The 25,764-nt window shown below is 36.0% G+C and carries 13 protein-coding genes; 11 read left to right on the forward strand and 2 right to left on the reverse strand.

From position 1 onward, the window contains the following. The first annotated feature begins 95 nt into the window (after window positions 1–95). From AAFN87_RS11825 to AAFN87_RS11835, 3 genes are all read left to right on the forward strand, one after another. Entirely contained in the window at window positions 96–2,957 is a 2,862-nt protein-coding gene (locus AAFN87_RS11825) for an S-layer homology domain-containing protein (RefSeq protein ID WP_347791269.1), read from the forward strand. 169 nt (window positions 2,958–3,126) lie between these two features. Continuing rightward, complete coding sequence (locus tag AAFN87_RS11830) at window positions 3,127–3,426, forward strand: Ig-like domain-containing protein (protein ID WP_347791270.1); 300 nt, start codon at window positions 3,127–3,129, stop codon at window positions 3,424–3,426. A 195-nt stretch (window positions 3,427–3,621) separates the two neighbouring features. Next, window positions 3,622–6,399 carry an S-layer homology domain-containing protein gene (locus AAFN87_RS11835; protein WP_347791271.1) on the forward strand — a complete coding sequence of 926 codons (2,778 nt, stop codon included), beginning with the start codon at window positions 3,622–3,624 and terminating at the stop codon, window positions 6,397–6,399. Window positions 6,400–6,887: 488 nt separating this feature from the next. On the opposite strand, the gene AAFN87_RS11840 is transcribed toward AAFN87_RS11835, so the two are convergent. After that, window positions 6,888–7,853 (reverse strand): nuclease-related domain-containing protein, encoded by a 966-nt coding sequence (locus tag AAFN87_RS11840; RefSeq protein ID WP_347791272.1) that lies wholly within the window; start codon window positions 7,851–7,853, stop codon window positions 6,888–6,890. Between the two features lie 566 nt (window positions 7,854–8,419). On the opposite strand from AAFN87_RS11840, the gene AAFN87_RS11845 reads away from it, so the two are divergent. The 8 genes from AAFN87_RS11845 (at window position 8,420) to AAFN87_RS11880 (ending at window position 23,321) form a co-directional block, all read left to right on the forward strand. Continuing rightward, window positions 8,420–8,572 carry a hypothetical protein gene (locus AAFN87_RS11845; RefSeq protein ID WP_347791273.1) on the forward strand — a complete coding sequence of 51 codons (153 nt, stop codon included), beginning with the start codon at window positions 8,420–8,422 and terminating at the stop codon, window positions 8,570–8,572. Beyond that, window positions 8,553–9,077, forward strand: a complete 525-nt coding sequence (locus AAFN87_RS11850; protein WP_347791274.1) for an S-layer homology domain-containing protein — start codon at window positions 8,553–8,555, stop codon at window positions 9,075–9,077. The genes AAFN87_RS11845 and AAFN87_RS11850 overlap by 20 nt, the downstream gene beginning before the upstream one ends. Window positions 9,078–9,370: 293 nt before the next feature. Further along, window positions 9,371–11,884, forward strand: coding sequence for an S-layer homology domain-containing protein (locus tag AAFN87_RS11855; RefSeq protein ID WP_347791275.1), 2,514 nt, complete (start codon window positions 9,371–9,373; stop codon window positions 11,882–11,884). A gap of 188 nt (window positions 11,885–12,072) precedes the next feature. After that, window positions 12,073–16,176, forward strand: a complete 4,104-nt coding sequence (locus AAFN87_RS11860; protein ID WP_347791276.1) for a hypothetical protein — start codon at window positions 12,073–12,075, stop codon at window positions 16,174–16,176. 135 nt (window positions 16,177–16,311) lie between these two features. Further along, window positions 16,312–17,376, forward strand: coding sequence for a CAP and S-layer homology domain-containing protein (locus AAFN87_RS11865; protein ID WP_347791277.1), 1,065 nt, complete (start codon window positions 16,312–16,314; stop codon window positions 17,374–17,376). Between the two features lie 224 nt (window positions 17,377–17,600). Next, window positions 17,601–18,527, forward strand: a complete 927-nt coding sequence (locus tag AAFN87_RS11870) for a C40 family peptidase (protein WP_347791278.1) — start codon at window positions 17,601–17,603, stop codon at window positions 18,525–18,527. Between the two features lie 358 nt (window positions 18,528–18,885). After that, window positions 18,886–20,796, forward strand: coding sequence for an N-acetylmuramoyl-L-alanine amidase (locus AAFN87_RS11875; RefSeq protein WP_347791279.1), 1,911 nt, complete (start codon window positions 18,886–18,888; stop codon window positions 20,794–20,796). A gap of 512 nt (window positions 20,797–21,308) precedes the next feature. Next, window positions 21,309–23,321 carry an N-acetylmuramoyl-L-alanine amidase gene (locus AAFN87_RS11880; RefSeq protein ID WP_347791280.1) on the forward strand — a complete coding sequence of 671 codons (2,013 nt, stop codon included), beginning with the start codon at window positions 21,309–21,311 and terminating at the stop codon, window positions 23,319–23,321. Between the two features lie 334 nt (window positions 23,322–23,655). On the opposite strand, the gene AAFN87_RS11885 is transcribed toward AAFN87_RS11880, so the two are convergent. Then, window positions 23,656–25,665: an S-layer homology domain-containing protein gene (locus AAFN87_RS11885; RefSeq protein ID WP_347791281.1), complete on the reverse strand. Its 2,010-nt coding sequence runs from the start codon at window positions 25,663–25,665 to the stop codon at window positions 23,656–23,658. Between the last annotated feature and the right edge of the window lie 99 nt (window positions 25,666–25,764).

The raw sequence follows: 25,764 nt of genomic DNA on the forward strand, positions 1-25,764 counted from the left end.
CATACTAATATACTTTTAATTGTTATCGTACATAACGAGACTGCTATAGTTAATATAGTAATAATTTGACATACAATTTAGGAGGAACTTATATTATGGCTAACCAACCAAAAAAATATAAAAAATTCGTAGCAACTGCTGCGACTGCTACATTAGTAGCATCTGCAATCGTTCCTGTAGCATCTGCTGCATCATTCACGGACGTTGCTGACACAAACTCACACGCTGAAGCGATCAACGCATTAGTTGAAGCTGGTATCATCAAAGGATACGAAGACGGCACATTCAAACCAGGCGCTACTTTAACTCGTGGCCACGTTGTTAAAATGTTAGGTAAATGGGTTGAAGCTCAAGGTTTCGAAATCCCAGCTGACTATGCAACAAAAGCTCGATTCACTGACTTAGCTGTTGATGCTAACGACCAAGAATTAGTTAAATATGCTGCATTAGTTAAAGATACTGGTGTATTCAACGGTTTAGCTGATGGTTCTTTAAACGCTAAAGGCGACATCACTCGCGAAAACATGGCTCTTACTTTAGACCGTGCTTACAAAGCAGTATTCGGTAAAACTTTAGTAGAAGTTGCTGAAGGTGCTGAAGAATTAACAGTTACTGACTTAGCTACTGCTAAAGCTGAAGCTCGCGAAGCAATCCAAGCTTTACGTAACCTAGGTATCTCTAATGTTGATACTTTCAACCCTAAAGACACTGTAACTCGCGGTCAATTCGCTTCATTCTTATACCGTACAATCAACGTTGCTGATGCTCCAGCTGAACTAAAAGTTGAATCAGTAACTGCAGTTAACGGTACACTAACTGTTAAATTAGCTGAAAAAGCTGAAGCGGTTGATGTTAAAGATTTCACAGTAACTCAAGCTATCAACGGCGGTACAGCTACAGAAGTAACTCCTTCTGCTGCAGTTCTTTCTGAAGATGGACTAACAGTTACATTAACGGTTGATACAGTAGCAGCAAAAGAAACTACTGAACAATCAGTTGTTTACACTGTAAACGAAGTTGTTGCACCTGCATTTGTTGTTGAAGCTTCAACTCTAGCAGTAGATTCAGTAACTGCAATTAACGGTTCAACAATCCAAGTTAAATTCACTAAAGCTGTGAAAAAATCTACAGTTATCGAATCAGATGGTACTTTAGTAAATGGTGCATTTAAATATGCTATTGATGCGGCAGGTTCTGCGGACAATGGATTAGATGCAAAGTTTGGTGAATTATCTGAAGATGGTAAAACACTAACAATTTATAACGCTGCAAAATTAGAAGGTAACTATGTATTAACAGTTACAAAAGATGTTGTATTAACGGCTGACGGTTCAAAAGCATTACCAGAATCAAAAGTTAAATTCAATATTAAAGATACTACACGTGCAGCAGTTGAGAGCGTGACAAACGAAAGCAAATATGTGTTCAACATTAACTTAACTGAATCAGTAACTACTAAAGATATTGCTTCTATTACTGCTACTTTAGCGGATGGAACTTCAGTAATTAATGGTTCAGCTACATTAATTAATAATGGCAAAACGATCCAAGTTACTTTAGTAAACAATAATAATGCTGTAAATGCTGGAAAAGAAGTTACTATTACTATTCCTTCATTAACAGATTTCGCTGGTAATATTTCTGTACCAACTACTCAAACAGTTAAAGTATCAAATTCTGATGTTACGGCTCCAACAGTTGTTTCAGCTGTAGCAACATCTGCTAGAACAATTGAAGTAACGTTTGATGAAGCAGTAACTATTGATAAAACTAAATTCAAATTTAATGGCTCTACAGCTGATACAGTAATCGTTAACGTTGAAGCTAAAACAGGTGATACAACAAAAACTAAATTTGTTGTTACTTTAGCAGCAGATCAAAAAACGGCTGCTTACTTAGATTTATTAGCTGGTGCAGCAACAGACCTTTCAGGTAATACTTTAGAAGCTACTTCTAAATTAGTTGCATTCAATGCTGATAAAACAGCTCCTACAATTGTTTCAAATTCTGTACAAAAAATCGGCGGAGTAAACTATTTAGTATTAAACTTCTCTGAACAAGTAACTTTAGTTGGAAGCTCTAATTTATCATTCAAATATAAAGATGAATATGGTGTTGAACAATCACTTACATTAGCATCTCCTGCAAGTGCTATTACTGCTAATGGTACAGACGGAAAATCATTTAAAATTGAACTTACAAACGTATCTGGCTTAAAAACTGGTACTGAATACACTGTTGAGTTTGCAAAAGGTTACTTTAAAGATGCATTCTTAAATGATTTAGAAAAAACATCTGTTAAGTTTGTAAACAACTCTTCAGAATCAACTTCTACTAAATTAGTAGCTACAATTGGTAATGAAGGTGTAGATAAAGATGGACGTTACATTATTGTAAACTTTGATAAAACTGTTGACCCAACATCAGCAGAAGAAGCAGCAAACTATACTGTTGAAGGTGCAACTGTAAAAGAAGCTAAATTAGCTTCAAACACATCTACTGGTGCTTCAGTAAAAGTTTACTTAACTGCAGATACAGTGGAATTATCAGGTAATTACCAAGTAACTGTTAAAAATGTGAAAGGATTCAACTCTTCAATCACAGCTGTTGATGAAACTACAGCAACTGTAGCAATTAAAGAAAACGTTGCTGCGAAAGTGAAATCACATTCTATTACATTTGCTACTAACAGCACTCAAATTGATTTAACATTTGATGAAAATGTGACAGTTTTAACTGGTACTGATTTTGATTTATACATTGATGGTGTTAAATCAACTGCAACAGTTGCAACTGCTCAAAATGGTGCAAATGTCGTACGTGTAACAGTTACAGGATTAGACTTATCTTCTGATATCGCTTCTACTAAGAAAGTAGTATTAAAAGCAAATAGTACATTTGATATTAAAGATGCTAATAGCAATGTAGCTTCTACATTAGATGTAACATTAAACTAATTTATTGTAACTATTTAATAAACGATTCTACATGAGACGAGAGTTTCCTGAATCGGAGTAGAGAAGCTTGTCGGAGAATATTCTTCGACAAGCTTTTTCTTTTGCTGTAATGAACCTATTATAAAATAAATATATTATATCCATGTTTAAGCTCCAACATCTATGACAGGTGCAAGCTATTAAAACGTTTAGTGGTAACGTTGAATTAAAAGGAAAAGTAGCTCCAACTATTACAGCAGTAGAATTAACAGCTACTAACCAACTAACTTTAACATTTTCTGAAAATGTAGTTGAAACAAGTGTAGGTGGTAACTACGAGTTATTCTTTGGCGATTCTAAAACTGCTTTAACAATTACAGAAGGTACAATTGCAAATAACAAATTAGTTATTACTCTACCTGATGCTTTAACATCGAAGCTGAAGGTAAATATTGAAATGATAGCGGTGCTAATAAGACCACTATATTAAAATAAGCGGTTGAAAGTTCGAATAAATCGGACTTTCAACTGCTTTTTCTTTTGTGAAATTTTATTATTTAACACAAGACTTAATAATATATTCCAATTATCAATGGTTTGAAAAAATATTAGGAAATAATTAGAACTTATCTCTATAATAAGGTAGAATTGAAATATATTGATTCTGCCAAAGGGGGAAATTTAAGTGAAAAAACAATATAAATTTATCGCAGCAGCTGCGGCAGTTACATTAACGGCATCGGCAGTTGCACCAGTAGCGAATGCGGCATCATTTTCTGATTTAAAAGGCCATGTTCATGAAGATGAAATACTTTCTTTAGTCAATATGGGTATTATTAATGGTTATCCGGATGGCACTTTCCGTCCTAATCAAGCACTAACACGTTCGGATGTTGTGAAATTACTAGGAAAGTATTTAGTATCACTAGGTCATGAAGTTCCAACAGACTATAAAACAAAAATGCGTTTTACAGACCTTACAGCGAAATCACAGGACGAGCTATTACAATATGCGGCACTTGTTAAGGATGTAGGTGTTTTCAATGGTAGCAATGGCCTGTTGATGCACCGTGATGAAATTCGTCGCGATCAAATGGCAACAGTTCTTGTACGTGCATTCAAAGTAATAAATGATTTTGACTATGTAGCACATGTAAAAGACCAAGACTTTAAATCAAGCATTACAGATTTATCGAGAACGACAGCGGAACATCAAGAATCGATTACAGTGTTCGATTACTACGACATTACGAAGCAAATGACATTTAGTCCTAAAGATGTCACAAAGCGTGGCCAGTTTGCATCCTTCCTATTTAATATGTTGCAAGTGGAGACGCCGAAACCAGAACCAGAACTAACTATTAAAAAAGTCGAAGTTCAAGCTGTTGATAAAGTGCGTGTCACATTATCTGATGATAAATCATATATCGTTACACTGGCTACACCGCTAGTTGAAAACGTTGAAACTGAAATATCGTTTAAAATCGCTGAAAAAGATTACAAAGCAAAAGTGAAATATGAAGTTGCAGACTTAAAAGTTGCTTCGATTACAAATCCAAATGGTGGTCAGTTTGTAATTCAATTTAACCAATCTGTGACACTAGCGAATACACTCAATGAAGCAGAGATTAATAAACTCGTAGTAGCAACGGGTATTGATAAAACAGGTGGCGTTGCCTTACAAAAAGCAGAATTAAGTGAGGATAAGAAAACTTTAACTGTTTCATTAAAAGGAACGACTTCGTTAGAGGGACGTTACCGTATTATGGTAGACGGCATTAAAACAGATAAAGGTTTAACTCTTACTAAATATGATGATATTGCGACATTTACGAAAGATACGACAGGTCCAGCTGTTGCTTCTGTTGAAAATGTTGGTGCAACTAAAGTAAAGGTTAAATTTACAGAACCGATCAATAATCCTGTTGGAACTACTCAATTCAAAATACCATCTGGTTCGATTGTTTCTGGTGTTGTAGGCACGATCGGTACTAATGCGACAGAAGTTATTTATGATTTAACAAATGCGCGTGTGAACGGGGCATTATTAGCGCCGGGTACAATGGTAGCTGTAACATTTGGTTCAATCATTGATATTTCGAATAATTTATCATCACCAAATCCGTTGACGACTCACATTACAGTTGGCAATAAAGATGGGGTACTTCCTTCTTTATTAAATGTAGAGCAATTAGGTGCAAAAAAATTCAAGCTTATTTTCTCTGAAGAAATCCGAGCACTTGCAACAAATGATATCGTTGTTTCGCAAAACACTTATTCTCCAGGCGTTGCTTCAGTTGTCAAAGATGAAAAAAATCCTGCTGCCTATATCGTAACGGTAAATGGCTATTTAAATGGCTATGCAACAATTACTACGGCACCTGGCAAATATATTACTGATTTATCAGGAGAAACGAATGTGTTCTCTACTGCTTATAATTTTGTAGCAGATAATGCGCAACCAAATGTTCTTTCGGCAGCTGTAGTATCAGATTTAGGTGAAGAATATTTAGAAATTACGTTTGATCGTAATGTAGAAGTAAATCCATCATCGCGTGTACAAATTGCTGGCAGCTATGTACACCAAGGATTAATACGCGATCTACCGACTACTCTTTTTGCAGTGACGACAAAGCATGCGACAAATGACCGAGTGCTACGTGTCAAACTTAGTACGCTACTTGCTGGAGTAGATGTAAATGGCGCAACATATTTCACAAATGCAAAATTCACAAATATTTCGAGTGAATATGGTCAACCGGTAAATAATACGGATAACATATCGTTTGTTCGTGGAATGGATACTAGCTATAATCAAAATAAAATTGCCGTGTATTCAATTGAAACAGCAGTAAATCCAGGGTCGACACTTGATAACCAAACAATTGTTATTACATTTACGCAAGCTGTTGATGGACTAACTGGTTTTAATATTGCTAACTTTGTATTAGACGGTGCCGTCATTGAAAGCGCAAAAGTCCGTGCACTTGAGCCAAATAAAGTAGAATTGAAAGTAAAAGATAGCTCGGTATTAATGCAGTATGGGACAAATTTGACTGTAAGCAATATTAAAGCTGCGGGTTCAATATTAACGATGGAGCCATCTCGTCACATTGTATACTTTAATGAAAACGTACGACCTACAAATGTAGGCAATATATCTGTACCATCTGCAAATGAAATAGTATTATCATTCACTGAGCCGTTGCACAATATTTTAACGACATCGTTTATCGTAAAAGTAAATGGATATGCTGTGAATGTACTAAACGCTACTCCATATAATGTTGTAGATTACAATGGTTATAATCAAGTAAGATTGCAATTAGGAAGAAATCTAGTTGCTGATGAGTACGTAACAATCGAACTAGCGCCGAACTCAACAGTAAGCGATGCAGCGAAAAACTTGCTACTATTCAATCCGGTATACTTTACATTCCAAACAAATCAAACATTGTATTAATAATATGGAAAAGGCACAGAGAGGCGAAGAAGTCTCTGTGCTTTTTTTGATTTTGGGGAAATCCTTGTTACCAAGGGGACTTAATAATTTATCGTGAAATTTTTGAAAATATCGTGAAATCTAGAGTGTTTATCGTAAAATTATTGAGTATATCGTGAAATTCATGTGATATATCGTGAAACCTAGGAATTCGGCAAGTGCAGGAGGAACCTAATAATTTTATAGAAAAGGCGCAGGGGTCGAAGAAGTCGCTGTGCCTTTTCGTCTTGAGGGAGTAGTGGTGAGAGGTATTTGAAGAGTTTTGAGGTGATAGTCAGTGAATCTTCGGAAATATGTCAATAAATTCAACGGATAACTCATGAAATCCTTAGACATCATGAAGAATTTATAAAATATCGTGAAATTTTATAGTATATCGTAAAATGTATATTATATATCGTGAAATCTATGATTATATCGTAAAATCCCAATGATATATCGTGAAATCTTCATTCATAATCCAAAATGTCATCAGGGATAATATAAGATCTACCTTTGTTAGCACCTTCTGAAGGGAGTTTCCATCTTCTAAAGAGATGTTTTGCTTGTTGGTTACATTCAAGAAAACAAAAATCTCTTAGCTGTTCATTTGTAATTTTGGGTCCGAATAATAAGCGATAATCTTGTAATGTTTCCAGAAATATTCTCTTATCTTTCCAACCGCAGTAGGTACAGTGCCAAGTTCCGTGATAATAATTCATCGGCTTTTTACAAAAGCATTGAGAACACAATACACCTTTAATCACTTGTTCGTGCTTGAATTTTATTTGATAGGGCTTTGACTGATGAAGTTGTAAAAGTAATCCGACAAGCTGCTGTACTTCCTGAACTTCTAGTACCGCAGTATTGTGTTTTTTATATAGCTTGTCTACATGTGCCTGCAAACCACTCGCATGAATTATTGGAATATCACTTTGGAATTCTCCAATAATTGTCTTAGTCGATGCTAGGACAATGATAGATTCTATTGGAATACTAAAGTCATGCATTGTCAAAAGTTGTTGGAGATTGCGATGATGTCGTTGTAGTTGATCATGAGGGCTAAAAAATCCATCGATAGTGCCATCTGGGCGAGTGCGGGTAAACTGGTGGTGGTGTTTTTGGAGATCAATGCGCCCATGGATATTTTTAATCTCAGCAATTAAAATAAAAAATGGACATAAAAATAATGTATCAATCTGATGTGAAAAGCCTGAGTTATTGAGAAATGTGTAGTTATGAAATAAGTAATGCTTACATGGATGCGTAAGTTCTTGCCAAGTTTGATCAATACGCAATTCACCGATTAGACCATGTTTAATGCGGGCATGTTGCTCGTCGTAGAGAGGATAATTATGTTTGGATTTATGTAATCGGCGTAAAAGAGAAGAAAGAACTAGGAAATTTTCAGGCACTTTGCGCTGTAATATTATCAATTCATCCACTCCTATGTCTAATTATAAGACAAAAAACAAAAAAGACAATCATTTTTGATAATTTTCAGAAATATTATATATTTTTATATGAAAATTGGTTTATGAAAATAAATAATCAGTGTGAATATTATTAGTTGACTAGGTAGATTGGTATAGTAAATTGTTGTTAACTCCGAACAATGGAAGGCATCAAATTCCACACGTAAGAACAAACAAAAACGTTTTTGGACATTTTCTGACTTGATTATCAGTTTTCCGGTTCCTTATATCTCATTATAGGACGAAAAGCAAAAAAGACAAGCTTATTTAAGAAAATTCAGAATTATGTATGCTTTTTGTAAGTAAATAGGTTTAATAAAATTGTGAAAACAGTTAATTATAGTGAATATTGATTGGTGAATAGGTATATTGATGGGGATGGTTGTCTGTCGATATATGAAGGTATTGTAGCTGCATTAAAATGAAATTAAAGCGACTATGTAGCTAAATTAGCAAAAGGCATATGTGTGACGAATATTTATGAATACTGGTATATAATAGAAAATAATCTAAAGGAGGACTCTATAATGATCCAATCTAAAAGTATTGCAAAATACATAGCTGCAACAGCGGTATTGGCGACGACAGCGGCATATGTCGTTACACCTGCAGTAGGTGCAATGATCCCTTTTACCGATGTCAAGCCGTCTAATTCACATTATGAAGCCATCGCTATATGAGAATAATATAATAACAGGAATAACTTCTTCTTCTACATTTAAACCAAATCAAGAAGCAACTCGTGGTGAAGCGGCTCTGTTTTTAGCGAATGCACTAGAATTACATACGAAAAATGTAAACAATCCAGGCTTTAAAGATGTGCCAATTACTAGTGAATATTACGGGGCTATTGCGGCATTATATGAAGCGGGGATTGTAGGTGGTTATGGCGACATGTTTCGACCGGACACTACATTAACGCGGGCACAACTAGCAAAAATGATTACGATTGGATTTAATTTACAGAAAGCGTCGAATGCAAATACGAAATTTACAGACGTTAATCGGTTAACAGATGCAAATACGAAATACTATATTCAAACATTGGTCGACTATAATATTACGCGTGGTACTACAACAACTACTTTTAGTCCAAATCAAAATTTAACGCGCGGTCAATTAGCAACATTTTTATTTAATGCAATGAATGCGGTAAATGAATTTGAAGTAATTAGTATAAAATAATAATGAAAATGGATGTCGTTCAAGGGTGCTTACGGCTACTAAACGTAAAAAAGCAATTGATTAACAAGTTAGTTTGGGTGGGGAAAGGGAACGCGAGCACGCGTTTAGCCCATGTTAGCTCTAGGGAAGCGCCCCCAACACGAAAAAACCGCACAGTCATCGTAAATCCCTAACAAATCTACAAAGACTGTCAAATACCTATTTTTCACATGAATAAATGATGCAAAACATGTATACTAAACAAGTTGAAAAAATCGCGAAAAATTGTACATATAAGGAGGATAAATGGAAAGATGAATAAATTGGCTTCCATTTTATTATCGCTAGCACTAATAAGTTCGGTAACTTTACCTACTAGAGTTAGCGCATCTGTTGGTGTTGTCGAAAAGCAAATCAACACCGCAGAACAAAATACCGCACAATCTATAGAACAAACAAAAGAGCAAGCTGTTAAAACACAAACTCCTGATGACACGACAGTGACAGGGGAAGTTACTGTAGAAGAATTACCTGCTGATGAAAAGAAAGAATCAGAGGTTCCAAAAGAAGATCAACCTTCAACAGATGAAGAACAGCCAGAAATAAATCAAGACCCAGAGCAGGGAGAGGACCAACCGGCTACGGAAAATCCTAGCGAAGATTCTCAACTGCTAACGGTAAATCAAAAACTAGCCGATATTCCAAATTCTTTTTGGGCAAAAAATGAAGTTATGCAGCTTGTGGAAATGGGTGTTATAAACGGCTATCCTGATGGCGAATTTCGTCCGAATTTAGCGATTAATCGTGGACAGGCAGCAAACCTATTTAAAGGTGCGTTGAAATTGCCTGAAGCAGCATATCAACCTAAGTTTTCCGATGTAAGTAGTAAATCTAGCTTTGCGCAAGGGGTATTAGCGACTTACAATGCAGGGATTTTCGGAGGGAAACCAGATGGTCGTTTTGGTGTATCCGACGCATTAACACGTGAACAAATGGCGACGACATTAGTTAGAGCGTTTAATTTACAAGATACTGGTGAAAATATTACGTTTAAAGATTGGGACAAAATTAGCGTCTCTCACCGTGAAAACGTGAAAATTTTAGCGCAACATGGGATTACAACAGGTCGTGAAGACGGTACTTTTGATCCGAAAGCGACAGTAAATCGTGTGACATTTTCAGTGATGTTGCATCGTGCGCTAGTAGCAACAAACCAAATTGCAAAAAATGACTATACAATTATTCCACAACAAGGTTCGAACTTTACGTTATTCCGTAATGAAGCGAATTTCGTACAAGTAACACAAGGTGAAAATCCTCTTTATATTCGATCGGCTTCTGCCATTGCTTTTAAAGGGAAAACAACTGAAAGCTACGGAGTCGCAACGGATACAGTTTATAACTACACAATTGGATCACATGCAACATTAAAAGTAACAATGCGTGAATTAACGAATGGCGATCAATTTGTCTTTTCGACATTAAACAATACGGGCAAAACAAAAGTAACAGTTGATTTATTCCAAAAGGAAACAGATGTGACGAACTTCCGACTGTATCGTTATGACCGCTTCCCAATCGAAAAAAATTCAACTGATGTATTCGGATACGATTCATCTACGTATCCTACTGGTATGATGCGTTTCATGAAAAATGACAAACATGCAGGAGATCGCATGGTTGGACAAGCGTATCGTTCACAGCAGTTAAAACAAACGTATGATAATGGCGGCATTAGCTATATGCGTGATTTACAAGCAGAGTATGAAGCTTTATCCTACACATGGATGGGCACAGATTTAATTGCATTTTACACACTAGCTTCAAAAGGGCAAGATATTGTAGATACTTGGTATATGGATTCAACTGAAAAACTATTTATATCAGATCAACATATGAATGACTGGATGGTTGAAACAGCAGTCAACTTTAAAAAGCGCAACAATTGGTACACAGCAGAAGGTCCTTATAATAAAATGGCGACATCAACAGAGCCAATGCCTGCATCAAAACAAGGCTTTGGACGAAATTTACTGCTTGTAAAAGAAGACCGAGCGCTAGTTCTTTATAAAGAGCAAGGTGATCGTTATTTTGCGAATTTAGTGAAAAACTCGTTCGTAAACTTACAAAAATTTAAAGGTGATAAAACTTACTGGGAAACAGAAGTTACAAGCACGTATTTAAAAGGATTATACGGTATTCATGCACCGTTTATCGATACGCGCTTCAATGAACAAATTGCGCTGTTCTACTATAATTCTGGTGCCGATTTTGATATACCGAATTATAAACAACCGCTGAAAAACTATGCGGATTTACTTGTTTCACAAAAAACGAACGGCAATGTGATTTCTGTCAGTGGGGATGCGTTTTACATTCCGGATTACTTCCCAATTAAACAAAACGTCACAACACACACGTCAATGAACCATTTACTTGGTGGGATGAACTTATTATTGATGGCGTACAACGAATTCGGTGATGCGAAATATATAGAAACGGCTACTGCCATTCAAAAAGCAATTGCGCTTGAAAAAGATAAATGGATTCGACCGAATGGTGATATTTGGTACCGAATGAATAAACAAGGTCAGTTTGCAGGAGAGGATTATCAGCATTTAACGTTAGAAGATTTAATTCAAGCGTATCGCTTATGGCAAAACATTGATGAAACGTATTTACCGGTTCTAGAAGAAATGATAGCTTCGAAGTCTGGCTATTTATCAATAAACAACTTTGGTTATACGATGAAAATTAAAAATGGTCTAGAGGCGATTAATATGTCTCACTATTTACCGCAAGGATCTTTACACACAGACGCTTTATAAAACTGAAATGGGCTACTAAGTATGAAGGGTTACTTAGTAGCTTTTTTTTAGTTACCTTCAATAAATATATGCTTATTTTGGCATCTTCTAGTGAGTTGCTAATAAATCCCTAATTGCAGTCGATAATAATGTTAGAATAATGTCACGAATTAATAAAAATATATACATATTGCGGAAGGATGAGGGCAGTGAATAATAATGTACGTGTAGGTATGTTAGCAAGCCTATTATTAGTACCAGCAACATTAGCAAGTGCCAATGAAGAAGTTAATACCGAGCAAACCCCTGTCATACAAGAGGGAGAACAACAGCAGGTTCCGTTTAATGTATTGGCGAATGCGACAGATCGCGATATATTAATTAGTCGCTTTAGTGAGTTTCATGAAGGTTCATCAGTTAATGAAATTGCTAGTTTACGAGATTTACTAAACGGTTTAAAAGATGGTGAGTTAGAAGCGACGGATATCGAATTAATCAATGCTAAATTGTCCTATGTTGCGGAAATTACTACATTAACAGAGGAACTAAAAACATTAAAGCTTGAAATTGATAAACTAACATTAACATCCCCAACGATTTTGACGGATGTTCCTGCTGCTAGGGCGGAATATGATCGCTTACAAGGTGAGCTAAATCTAACGCAAACTACTATGAAACAGGCGATTGAAGCAAATACTTCAGCAGACAAAACGGTACTCACGGAAAAATTAACATTATTGAACAATACGGAAGAGCAGAATATTGCATACATAAAAAAATATGTAACTAATTTAGATACATTAACAAGTCGTGAAAAAGCGATTAAGAAACCACAGCAGTTTATTGAAGATTATATAGATACGAATAAGCTAACAACGCTTGAAAAAGACACTTTTGCTACGGATATTAAAGAAGCGAGCGACTTCTATGCTGGATTATCACCAGATGAGAAAAAGATATTAGCAGCTGTGAAAGTTGGCGATGAAGAAGTAACACCGTACAAGCTACTCCAAGATGCAGAAGCGATAAAGAAAGCAGTCGAAAAGGCTGATGCATTATTTGAAACGATAAAAAAAACGAACTTCACTTCTGCAGCTGCTTTTAAAACGAAAGTGACAGAGCTACAAAAAGCGGTGGAAGTTGTTGGGGAAGATTATACTCATTTAATGCAAAATGACGTAGCAGAAATCCAGAATTACTTACAAGTGCTAGAAGTTATTAATGGTATTGATGCGCTAAAGCCTTCAGCAGAAGAAACATATCGTGAAGACGTTAATAAATTATTAATTGAATTTGATTCAATTTCAACATCTGTACTAAAAAGCTTTGTTACGAATCATAAAGATTTATTAGAAGCACAAGCAAATATTGATAAAGCAGTAAAAGCAGAAGAGTTAATCGCTGCTATGACCATTGAAAATGCAGCGACAACATTAAAGATTGCAACAGATGGTTATAATGCATTAAGTCCTACGCAAAAGAAAATCGTCAACAATTACGAAGTTTTACAAGCGATGCAAAAAAATAATACGAGTGCTACAAGTGTAGTGAAATCAATTGATTCGATTAAACCGACATTAAGCTCTAGCTTTGTATCGAAAGTAAATGCGGCACGCCTTGCGTATGAAAAATTAGGCGACCCGGTTGTCGAAGGAGAAGAACCAAAATTATCAAATAGCCAGAAATTAGTGACAAACATTCAAGTGTTAACAACGCTTGAACAATTCTCTGACGTCACATCCAAAGTACTTGGGTTAAAAATGCCGAAAGCAACAGCAGAAAGTGTAGCAGCTTATAAAACAGCTGTAACAGAAGCGGCTACAGCATATGCGAAGGCTTTTACAGTAGATATTTCTAGCCTACCAGCTACTACAAAAACAGCACTGGAAAAATTACTTGCAGACGCCAATAAAAAAATCTCAACTGCAAATACGGATATTACACGTGCAGAGCAAATTATCGCTGCAATTGATGAACTATCAAGTACGGACCCGGCTGCAGCACCTTTACTAGAGCGAATGGCGATAGCGCGCGCCTTGTATAATGAAAAATACGTTGCAGCAACAGCTGAAAAACCGGCAGTTGGAACGTCTGCAGATGCAAAAAGACTAGTATACAATATTGCAACATTAACAAATCTTGAAAAGCAATATAAAACAGTAATGAAAGTGATTAATGATATTAACGCTTTACCGCAATATTACGGTAAAACGTCACTCTTAAGTCGCATTAAATCTGTCCAAAAAGCTTATGATAGTTTAGGCTCAATGCAATCATCTGTCTATAATGTAGGTGTATTAAAGGCTCTGGCGCCAGTAGAGAAATTCATTACAGAAGTGAATGCATTAAAAACAAAAGATGAAAATTATGAAGCAAAAGTGAATGCATTAACTACAACATATAATGAGCTATTAACAAGTTTTGCGGATGAAGAATATGCGCCATTACGTAAATTATTAACAGACCAGTATTATAAAAAACTAAATGAAGCAACAACGAGTATTACTGCGGCGACTACTGTAATTAATAGTATTAATGCATTAAAAACCGCTTCAGGTGCTGAGGTTGGTAAACTAATCGAGCAAATTAAAGCAGATTATAAAAAAGTGAAGGAAAAATCACTTGTCACAAATTACAACGATTTTAAAATTATCGAGAAAAATTATTCAACGGCAAATAAAGTCGTAATATTAATAGAAAAAATCCCAACTGCTACAAAAGCAAATGCTAAAGACTATGCGAAAAAAGTAGAGGATGCGAAAAAGGCGTACGATAAATTAACGAATGTCCAAAATATTTATGTAACGAACTATGCAAATCTTTCATCGGTAGTTGAAGCGGCAAAAGTTATTGGCGTTATTGCAAATTTAAAAACGTCTAGCAAAAATTATTTAACTGAGCTAGCAGCAGCGCGTGCGGCATATGATGCACTTACAGAGGTTGACAAGGAAAAGGTTATCAATGCGGACTTATTAACAGAAGGTGCGAGCACAGAAGCGTCAGTACAGGAAGTTATTGATTTAATTAATATTGCGGTCCCAACTGCAACTGATTATTTGGACAAGCTTGTAGCAGCGCGTAATGCCTATAATTCATTAAGTAAAGTAGAGCAAAATCTTGTAACAAATATTAAAGATTTAACAGCGCGTGAAAAAGCGTTGAAGCCTGTTTTAGATTTAATTGACGATATTAATAAGCTGGATCCTGCAAATGCGAAAAATTTCATTAGCCAGTACAAGTCTGCTATGAAAGCCTACGAGAAATTAAGCTATGCAGACCGTGTTTTATTAACGAATGAGCAACGTTTAACTATTGAATTAGCGCCAATTTACAATGTGATGGAGCAAATTTCGAAAATAAGTCAATCGAGCAAAACATTTGTTGAAGATGTGTCAAAAGCGCGTGCAGCGTATAATGCATTAACGCCAGTGCAAAAAGCACAAATTTCAAACTATGTGACATTAACGGATCATGAATTGAATGTTCAAGGTGGTGCAACGGTCGATAACTTAATTCGAGCAATCAAATCAAGTGAGCCGAAAGATTATATTGCCAATGTAAAAGCTGCACGAAACGCATACAACGCGTTAAGCTCAGCCAACAAGAAAGCTGTTACATTAGTCAATGAATTAAAAGCCGAAGAAAATTATATTAAACCAGTTGAAACGGTTATTGATTTAATTTCTGGTTTATCTAATCCGCGCAATAACTTAACAAAACAAGTGGCAAGCATTCAAAAGGCAATGGCCAAGCTTAATAATGAACAAAAATCTTTAATTACCAATTTAGATGATTACACTTATTTATCAAATGTTGTCCATGTTTACGAGTTAATCGAAAAATTAAAGCCATCTGATAAATATTACATCGGGAATTTACAAGCTGCACAATCGGCATATGGTAAGCTATCACCGGAGGAAAAGCAGCGTGTAACAAATTATTATAAATTACAAGAGGCAACTACGAATGTAGATGGTATTCAAGTAGTGATCAATATTATTGCTGGCCTTTCTTCTAGTTCAAGCACATACTTTGCAGATATTGAGAAAGCTTTGGATCAATATAAAGGGCTACCTTCTGCCCTGAAAAAGCAAGTAACAAACTATGATGTATTAAAGCTAGCTGAAAAAAATATGAAAGCAGCACAAAATGTCATAAAGCAAATTGAACAAATCGATCCAGATGTACGTAGCTTCGAATCAAAAGTGAGATCGGCTCGAAAAGCGTATGACAGATTGACTGCTGAGCAAAAGCCATTAGTTTCGAATTATATCTTCTTAACACAATATGAGCTGGAGCTAGGGTTACAATAAGGAGAAATAGACATTCGATTTCCCTTGTATTTTAGTGGAAATTTGGTAATATAAATAAAGCGTTTTTCGCCTTTCACTTATTGCAAGTGGAAGGCTTATTTTTCTGTTGTTTATAATCGGCAAGGGGGGTACTGAATGATTAAGAAATTACTTATTGCTGGGACGTTTGCGCTGTTATTCGTACAGCATGCTCCTGTTTATGCAGAACAAACTTCTACACATTATTTAACAGATGTAAAGAACACACATTGGGCAGCGGAAGAAATTATGACGCTAGTTAATGCTGGACAAATGGATGTATATGAAGATGGTTCATTTAGACCTAATGCTATAACAACGCGTGCAGAAGCCGCAGCAGTTATTGCACGCACAATGGGGACTTCACTTGAATCAGACTTTGAATTGCAAGCAATAGATGTACCAACAACACATCCATACTATGCTGAGATTCGGAAATTAGCTGAATTAGGTATTATTCAAAACAGTGAATGGTTCAACCCGAATGAGCCACTAAAACGTGCTCATATATCAAAAATGATTGCTCTTGCGTATAACATAACGGTAGATGAGAAAAATAAAGTGAACTTTAAAGATTTACCTAAAAATTATTGGGCAAAGCATTACATTGAATCATTAGCAGATGCTAGTGTAGTAACGGGGAAAACAACTACTACATTCGAGCCAAATAGCTATGTCACACGTGCACATGTTGCGGCGCTCACAGTGAGAGGTATGAAATTTGCCGAGAAAGTAAAAAAGCATGAAGTAATTTACGATTATTTGTCGAAAGACTATATTGCAACGGTTACAGATCGAAAAAAATGGGGAGAAACGAGTATAGAGGCTGTAAACAAGATACGTATAGAAAAAGGTTTAAAGCCTTTACTATATGATGCTGCTTTATCGCAACTAGCAGTTATTAAAGCGCAGGATATGATTGAGCACAATTATTTCGATCATTACTCATCGTATTACGGAAACCCGTGGGATATGGCGACATTATTTGACTATGACTATACTAGCTTTGGTGAAAATATCGCACGTAATTTTAATTCCGTAACAACGGTTGTTGATGCATGGATGGCATCCCCAACACACCGTGAAAATATATTGAAATCAAGCTACACGCATATCGGCATTGGTGTAAAGCAAGCGCGGAATGGTAATTTTTACTGGGTTCAACTATTTTCTAGTAAATAATATGGAAAATATTAGCCTTCAATATTACAGTAATATTACGCGATTAAATAAAAAGTTAATATTTTTCTGCTTAAGGAACAAAATTTCTGTTTAATGATAGAAATTTTGTTTCTTTCGTTTTCGACCAATCTGTTACAGAAGTGAAAAATTACTATACTTCTTTCTATGTTAATCTTTTAGTAGGCCAAAAAGCCAAGAGGTTTCGAAAGGAGTAGTAATTTACTTTGAAAAAGAAATATTTATTACCGATTTTTGCAGCATTTATGCTTTTTGCAGGAACGGACTCAAATACAGCAGAAGCAGCATCAGCAAATGAATTAACAACTACAGCATATCAATATATAGGGGTTCCTTACGTTTACGGAGGGACAACAACAAGTGGGCTTGATTGTTCGGGCTATACTCGTCTAGTATATTCAGACTTAGGAATAAAATTAAGTCGTACATCCACATCACAATATCAAGAAGGTAAAGCCGTTTCAAAAGGAAATTTGCAAACTGGAGATTTAGTATTCTTTAATACTTCAGGTTCAGGAATTTCTCATGTAGGTATTTACATAGGTAATAATAAGTTCATTCACTCTCAAACTGGTGATGGTGTAAGTGTAACAAACATTAATGATCCTTATTACTGGGGTAAACGATATGTTGGCGCAAAACGTATAACAACTTTTTCTGATAGTGGCAAAACTGTAGCGTCAGCAGGGGAAGTTAAAGATGCGGCAATCGACTTTTCAATCTATGCATCACGTGGAGAAGTAGCAATTCAATTAGCTAAAGCTATGGGACTTGATACTTCTAATACAAACTCTTCGTTTACAGATGTTAAACCAACATCGAAATATGCAGGAGCAGTTGCAGCACTTCAAAAAGAAGGTGTCTTTACAGGTGATGAAAATGGTAAATTCAACCCAGGATCACCATTGACACGTGCACAAATGGCAAAAGTATTAGTTATTGCATTTGATTTAAAACAAGCTGGCGATGCACCATCATTTACAGATGTACCTGCATCACATTGGTCACATGAATATGTATCAACTTTAGCTTCTACAGGCATTACAGTAGGTAAAGGCGACGGTACATTTGGTTTAAAAGAAAACGTAACTTTAAAACAACTAGCGGCATTTATTGATCGCGCAACTCGATAATCATTGTTAATAGCAACTTTTTATAAATTGATAGGGCTACCGTAAATTTATACTTGCAGAAAAAGTTCTTTAACATATTGATAGTAGGAGAGGGCAGCAAGCAGGCGCCTCTCCTATTTTTTTTAAAGATAAGAACGGATAAATTTTGTCACAACTACAGTCTTCGGTTTGTGGTATGTGTAATTTAATTCAAAATACCTATTTTTTATACATATTTTAAGTTCATTTACCTAATGAATATATTAAAAAAGAAGAACAGTAGCGGAAATTTATCGAATGACTGTAGAAAAGACTGATTTTTTCTCGAAAAATATTTTGATAGAATGAAAGTTGCATAATTTGAAGGGAGGAAAAAACATTGTATTTAAAAAAGTTCAGTCTGTTGTTAGTTATTGTCATCATGTCAATGTTCAGTATACATAATGTGTATGCGAGTCAGCGTTTTGCTGATGTCCCTTCTTCGCACGGTGCGTATGAAGAGATCAATTATTTAGTCGATTTAGGAGTGATTAAAGGCTATACGGAAAACGGTAAAACGATTTTCAAGCCGAACGCATTCGTCACACGTGGACAAGCTGCAAAAATGGTTATAGAATCGACAAATAATGAGCCACTTATCGTCTCAAAATCTTCTTTTTCTGACGTACAAGTTGGTACTGAATTGTCTGGCTATGTAGAAAGTGCGATAAAATTAGGTTACTTTACTGAATATTCACCTGGTAAATTCGGGCCAAACGTTCCACTGACACGCTATGAAATGAGTAAAATTTTATCGAAAGCATTTCAGTTAAATGAAGATGAGTATAGCAAGCTAGCTTTACCGTTTACCGATGTGAAACCGAGCGATCCATACTATAAGTATATTTCGGCTATTTACTATAATGGTATAACAAAAGGTGATACAACGGGTACTAAGTATAACGCTAAAGAAGCAGTAAAACGTTCACAGTTTGCTTCCTTTATTGCTCGTGCTAGCAATGAAAAATATCGTTTAGATTTACCTGTACAAGGGGGAACAATTCCTGATACAAAAGATGCAATTGGACAAGTACGTGCAACGACGGACGATTTAAACGTTCGTTCAACACCCGATTCTTCAAGTAGCTCGAATATTATAGGTAAAGTAAAAACAGGTGAAAAATTCGCTTTATTTGAGATTCAGCCGAGTGGTTGGTTAAAAGTAGCATATGAAGGCCGTTATGCTTATGTTTATAGAGATTATGTACAATATGTTGATGAAAATGGACAAAAGTTAGGTAAAGTTCAAAAGCATGTAAAAGCATCCGGTAACATTAGTATGTATAAAACGCGTGATATAAATGGTAAGGTTATTGGCTCATTTGCTGCTGATACAACAATTAACGTATATAGTACTATTGGAAATTGGTATTTGGCGGATATTAATGGATTACCAGGGTATGTTCGCATTTCACAAACGACTGAAATAGTAGAAGAACAACCAACTCCACCAGATAATTCTGTTGAGGAGAAACCAGAAGAGCCACAGTTAAAAACGAAAACAATTGGTAGTGCCACTGTTAATGGATTACATATTCGTGAAAAAGCATCGGGTTCATCTAAATCTTTAGGGAAAATCGACCGAGGTACGCTAGTAGAAGTACATTCTATTTCAGGGAATTGGGCTAAAATTACGTATAACGGTATCAATGGATATATTCATAAAACATATTTACGTTTAAAAAATCAAACAGGTTCACCAATTGCAGGGCGTATTATTATTGTAGATGCTGGCCATGGTGGTACAGATCCTGGTACTGCAAGTGGTAATGCAATAGAAAAAGAGATTACTTTAAATGTTGCTACTTTAGTTAAAAAGAAGCTTGAAAAAGCAGGCGCTATTGTAAAGATGACCCGCACAGGTGATACGTATCCGACCTTATCAGATCGTGTAAGCTTCGCACAAAAAAACTATGGTGAAATGTTTGTCAGCGTTCATGTAAACTCAGCATCTTCGTCTGCTAAAGGAACAGAGACATATTATAGCGTATCTAATAACACCAATGAAAAAGAAGATTATGCATTAGCGACTGCTATTAACAATCAAATAGTAAAAAATGCGAATATGAAAAATCGTGGTGTGAAACGAGAGGATTATTTCGTAATTAAAGGGCTTGTCATGCCTGCAGTTTTAGTAGAACTAGGTTTCGCAACGAATCCAGAAGATCGCGATAAACTAACAAGTGACAAATATGTAGATATATTCGCACAATCAATTTATAACGGGATTGTAGAGTATTATAGAAAATAACCAAAAACCAATTCCCTTACATTTCCAAGAGGGGATTGGTTTTTATTAAAGATAAGAAAGTAAAAAAAGTTGGCACAGAGGCTGGGACAAAATAATAAAACATCATTTTTCCAATTAGAAAAATGATGTTTTTTTGCATTCAGAAAATCGATTTTCGTTCGGGGACGCGTAGATGGTGTAGAAAAAACAGAATGTGTCACAGTGATAGAATTTATTGCAAGAACCGAGCATAGTTTTTGCCCAATTCTTCTTAACATCTTTTTGTAGTGTATTTCTATATTTTTATGATGTACAATTAAATTACAAATAGTGCAACAAAATACAAGGTAGATTCGTCTGTTTTGCAAAAAGCCTGCTTTATATACATATTTCGCTTTCTTTTTAATCGAAGCTTCTTATAGAAAAAGAATAATAATCGCTGAAACTTGTTAAATAAGGTAGAAAAGCCTGATTTTTCCGGTGATGATTTTTGATAGAATGAAAGTTGCATAATTTGAAGGGAGGAAAAAACATTGTATTTAAAAAAGTTCAGTCTGTTGTTAGTTGTTGTCATCATGTCAATGTTCAGTATACATAATGTGTATGCAAGTCAGCGTTTTGCTGATGTCCCTTCATCGCACGGAGCGTATGAAGAGATTAATTATTTAGTCGATTTAGGAGTAATTAAAGGCTATACAGAAAAAGATAAAACGATTTTCAAGCCGAACGCATTCGTCACACGTGGACAAGCTGCAAAAATGGTCATTGAATCGACAAATAATAAACCACTTATCGTATCAAAATCATCGTTTTCTGATGTGCAAGTTGGTACTGAATTATCAGGCTATGTAGAAAGTGCGATAAAATTAGGCTATTTTGAAGAATATTCAAGCGGAAAATTCGGACCGAATGTACCACTTACTCGTAATGAAATGAGTAAAATTTTATCGAAGGCGTTTCAATTAAATGAGGATCAGTATAGCAAACTCGCTCTTCCATTTACTGATGTAAAACCGAATGATCCTTATTATAAATATATTGCAGCAATATACTATAACGGTATAACGAAAGGCGATACAACAGGCACAAAATATAATGCTAACGAAGCGGTAAAACGCTCACAGTTTGCTTCGTTTATAACTCGTGCTAATAATGAAAAATATCGATTAGATTTACCGGTTCAAGGAGTAACGGTTCCGGATTCTAAGGATGCAATTGGACAAGTAAGTGCAATAACGAATAATTTAAATGTTCGTTCGTCTACGGATTCATCACAAAGCACTAATATTATCGGAAAAGTGAATACCGGTACAAAATTTACGTTATACGAAATTCTGTCAAATGGATGGTTAAAAGTAGCGTATGAAGGCAGATATGCTTATGTTTCTAAAGAATATGTGCAGTATCTTGAAGAGTCTGGACATGTATTAGGTGCAGCGGACAAGCAAGTGAAATCATTTGGTGAGATTAGCTTATATAAAACGCGCGATGTAAGTAGCAAAGTAATCGGTACATTTGCAGAAGATGCAACAATTAACGTTTACGGTACAAACGGGAATTGGTATTTAACAGAAATAGATGGGTTACCAGGCTATGTACGAATTTCTCAAACGACTGAAATTGTTGTTACTCCACCAGATGAAGAAGAGCCTACTACTCCTCCAGATAACACAGTAGAGGAAGAAAACCCAGGTGAACCAGAAAATCCAAGTGAATCGGAAAATCCAGGTGAACCAGAAAATCCAGGCGAGGAGACACCGGAACAACCTGAAATTCCACAATTAAATACGAAAACAATCGGTAGTGTAACAGTAAATGGATTGCATATTCGTGCACAAGCTTCTGGATCATCTGATTCTTTAGGGAAAATTGATCGTGGTACATTAGTGGAAGTTCATTCGATTTCAGAGAATTGGGCGAAAATCACGTACAACGGAATAGATGGTTATATTCATAAAACATATTTACGTTTAATAAATCAAACAGGCTCAGCCGTTGCTGGACGTATTATTATTATTGATGCAGGCCATGGCGGTAAAGATGGTGGTACTTCAAGTGGTAATGCAGTAGAAAAAGCAATCACTCTAAAAGTTTCAACTTTAGTTAAAGAGAAACTTGAAGAAGCAGGCGCGGTTGTGAAAATGACTCGTACAGGCGATACGTATCCGACATTACCAGAGCGTGTAAGCTTTGCGAAAGAAAACTATGGTGAAATGTTTGTCAGTGTCCATGTGAATTCTGCAACAAATACATCAGCTAAAGGGACAGAAACGTATTACAGCGTGTCTAATAACGAAAATGAAAAAGAAGATCTCGCATTAGCAACTGCTATTAATAATCAAATTGTAAAAAATGCACATATGAATAACCGCGGTGTAAAACGTGCGGATTATGTAGTCATAAAAGGGCAAATCATGCCCGCTGTTTTAGTAGAACTGGGCTTCGCAACGAATGCCGAAGATCGCAACAAATTAACAGACAGCAAATACATTGATATTTACGCACAATCTATTTATGACGGGATTGTAGAGTACTATAGTAAATAATATGGACAACCACTTTTCCTCTATTTGTAGAGGGAGAGTGGTTTTTTTGTTGGGACAATTTTCGAAAGGTAAAGGCTTAGGTAAGTTTCGTGTATTACTGTGCGGTTATTGTCGAATAGAGTGCGCATTCGAGTATATAGTGCGGCCACCTAACATTTGAGCGCGCATTGTCACTGCTTGCGTGCGCTTTTTATCCCCTTGAGTGCGTCTACAGGGAGCTAGCGTGCGCATTCGTGTTAGAATGTACCTTCTAGCGTCACTGCATAAGCCTCCAACAAAGAAAGCCAAAAAAGAACCCCCCTATCACATTTGGATAGGGGGATTCAAAAACAAATTATTTTGGTAAAACTTCCACTAAATCAGAACGAATCCATACATAGTCTGCTGGAGGGTTTGCGTCTGAATACACTTTGTACCAAACGTAGCCGTCATCCCCAGTCGTTTCATCAACGATTGCAACAGGATAGCCGAACATACCTGTCTCACCGATAACTTTTGCCTTATAAGTAAACATTAAAGCTGATGATGTAGTAGGTTCTAAACGAGTGTTCACTGAACTACCGCCATTTACAACCATTGCAAGACGCGCTTGTCCAAAATCTTTACGGCCAAAGCGATTATCCATGCGATACATATGACCAGCAATCTTACTTCCCCAATAAGGATCGGATGCATAATGGACGTTCATTCCAGCTGTTTTATTACCTGGGGAAGCACCTTTTGCAAATCCACCTGTTTGTGGTACATAGTTTTTATTCACATATTGGTTAATAAATGCGAGTATACTGTCATTCGGTGTATCGTAGGTTGAGCCAAGTGTTTCATCTGAATCATACACTTTAATACCGAAAATGTTGTTTTTCTCTAAGGAGTTTTTACTAATCCCGTAATCACTTTCATGCATCGCTGTAGCTAATATGAATAGCGCGTTTACATGATGTGTCGCCTCTACTTCTTTCAAGAAAGTACCTAAGCCAAGTAAACGGGATTCTGTTAAAATATTAGCATAGCGCGCATGTCCAGTTGCAAGACGTTCTTCAAGTAATGCATTGATAATGGCATTTAATTCATCTGCCGTATAATTGGAAGGCTGACGGATTGATGCAAATTGGAAATATGGATAGTGTGTGCCTACTAATTTGCCGTTTTCATTATAGAAATTCACGCCATCTTGACTATAGTAGTGGACACCTGCAGACATAAAGCTCGGTGCTTCCCCTACAACATAATCCCCATTATACGCCTGTTTAATATGGTTATACGTTTTATGCGTTAAATAACCACCTGCTACGTAATAGTATTCACGGCCTTTAATTAATTCAGTTGGCGTTAATGTTACTTCGGTCGTTTTTACATAACCTTTCGTATCAGCTACTTGTACGATAGCATATGTATCATTACTGCCGATATAATTAAATTCAGAGCCTTCAACAACATATGTTAGTGCATTAGTGAAATTTTTATTGCCGTAAATTGTTACGGTATTGGCCTGCACATCTGCTGCTGAAGCAATCCCTGCATTCATTTTAATAATTTTATCACCTTTGAAAATTAAATTAACAGATTTAGATGCATTGAATGCTGCTTCTGCTTGCTCGTATGTTAAGTAAACAGTTGGTTGTTTTTTTACAGTCGATCCTGAAATTGAGCCGACATAATAACTATTCGTATCTACTGTCGGTGGTGTTGTTGGCGGTTCAGGTTCAGTGTCACTACCATCTTGTCCAAATTGTTGTGCTACACTATTCATACGGAATAAAAATGCTGCTGCATGGGCAATTGTTGCAGAGCCTTGAGGTTTGAAAAATACCCCGTTTTTCTCGTGAGATCCGCGAATAATATTGTAGTAAACAGATGTTGAAACGGCATTATGGAATTGCTTACTTATTTTATTGTTATCTGTAAAAGTAAGCGGCGCTACCTCAAGTGGTACGTTTAAATAACGTAGCGCTTTATATAGCATTGCTGCCATATGCTGACGCGTAATTTTTTCATTTGGTTTAAATGTACCGTCTGGATACCCACTCAAAATACCAGAACCAGCAGCAGCTTGAATTTCCAATGTGATTGGATTATTTGCTTTTAAATCAGAAAACTGATACTTGTCTGAGGCTGGTAAGTTTAGTGCACGTGTTATGTACGCAGCAAACTCTCCACGTGTTACTGGGCGATTTGGATTGTAATTTCCTTTGCTATCAGGTAAGATAACCCCTAAATTTGCCCAATACGTAAGTTCATTCACCATTTGATGCCCTTCAATATCGCTTGCATAGGATACTGATTGTGTTGAAATGGTTAAAGCAAAGATCATGACTATACAAATACTTATTATTTTTTTGATCACTTAAAGGACCTCCTTTCAATCTAGTATTATTTTAACAATTCTTACCGTATAATAATAGAAAAATCGAGGCACTTAAAAGGTTTGTAATATATTTGTAAC

The organism is Solibacillus sp. CAU 1738 (genome assembly GCF_039888725.1).
Classification (GTDB): Bacteria; Bacillota; Bacilli; order Bacillales_A; family Planococcaceae; genus Metasolibacillus.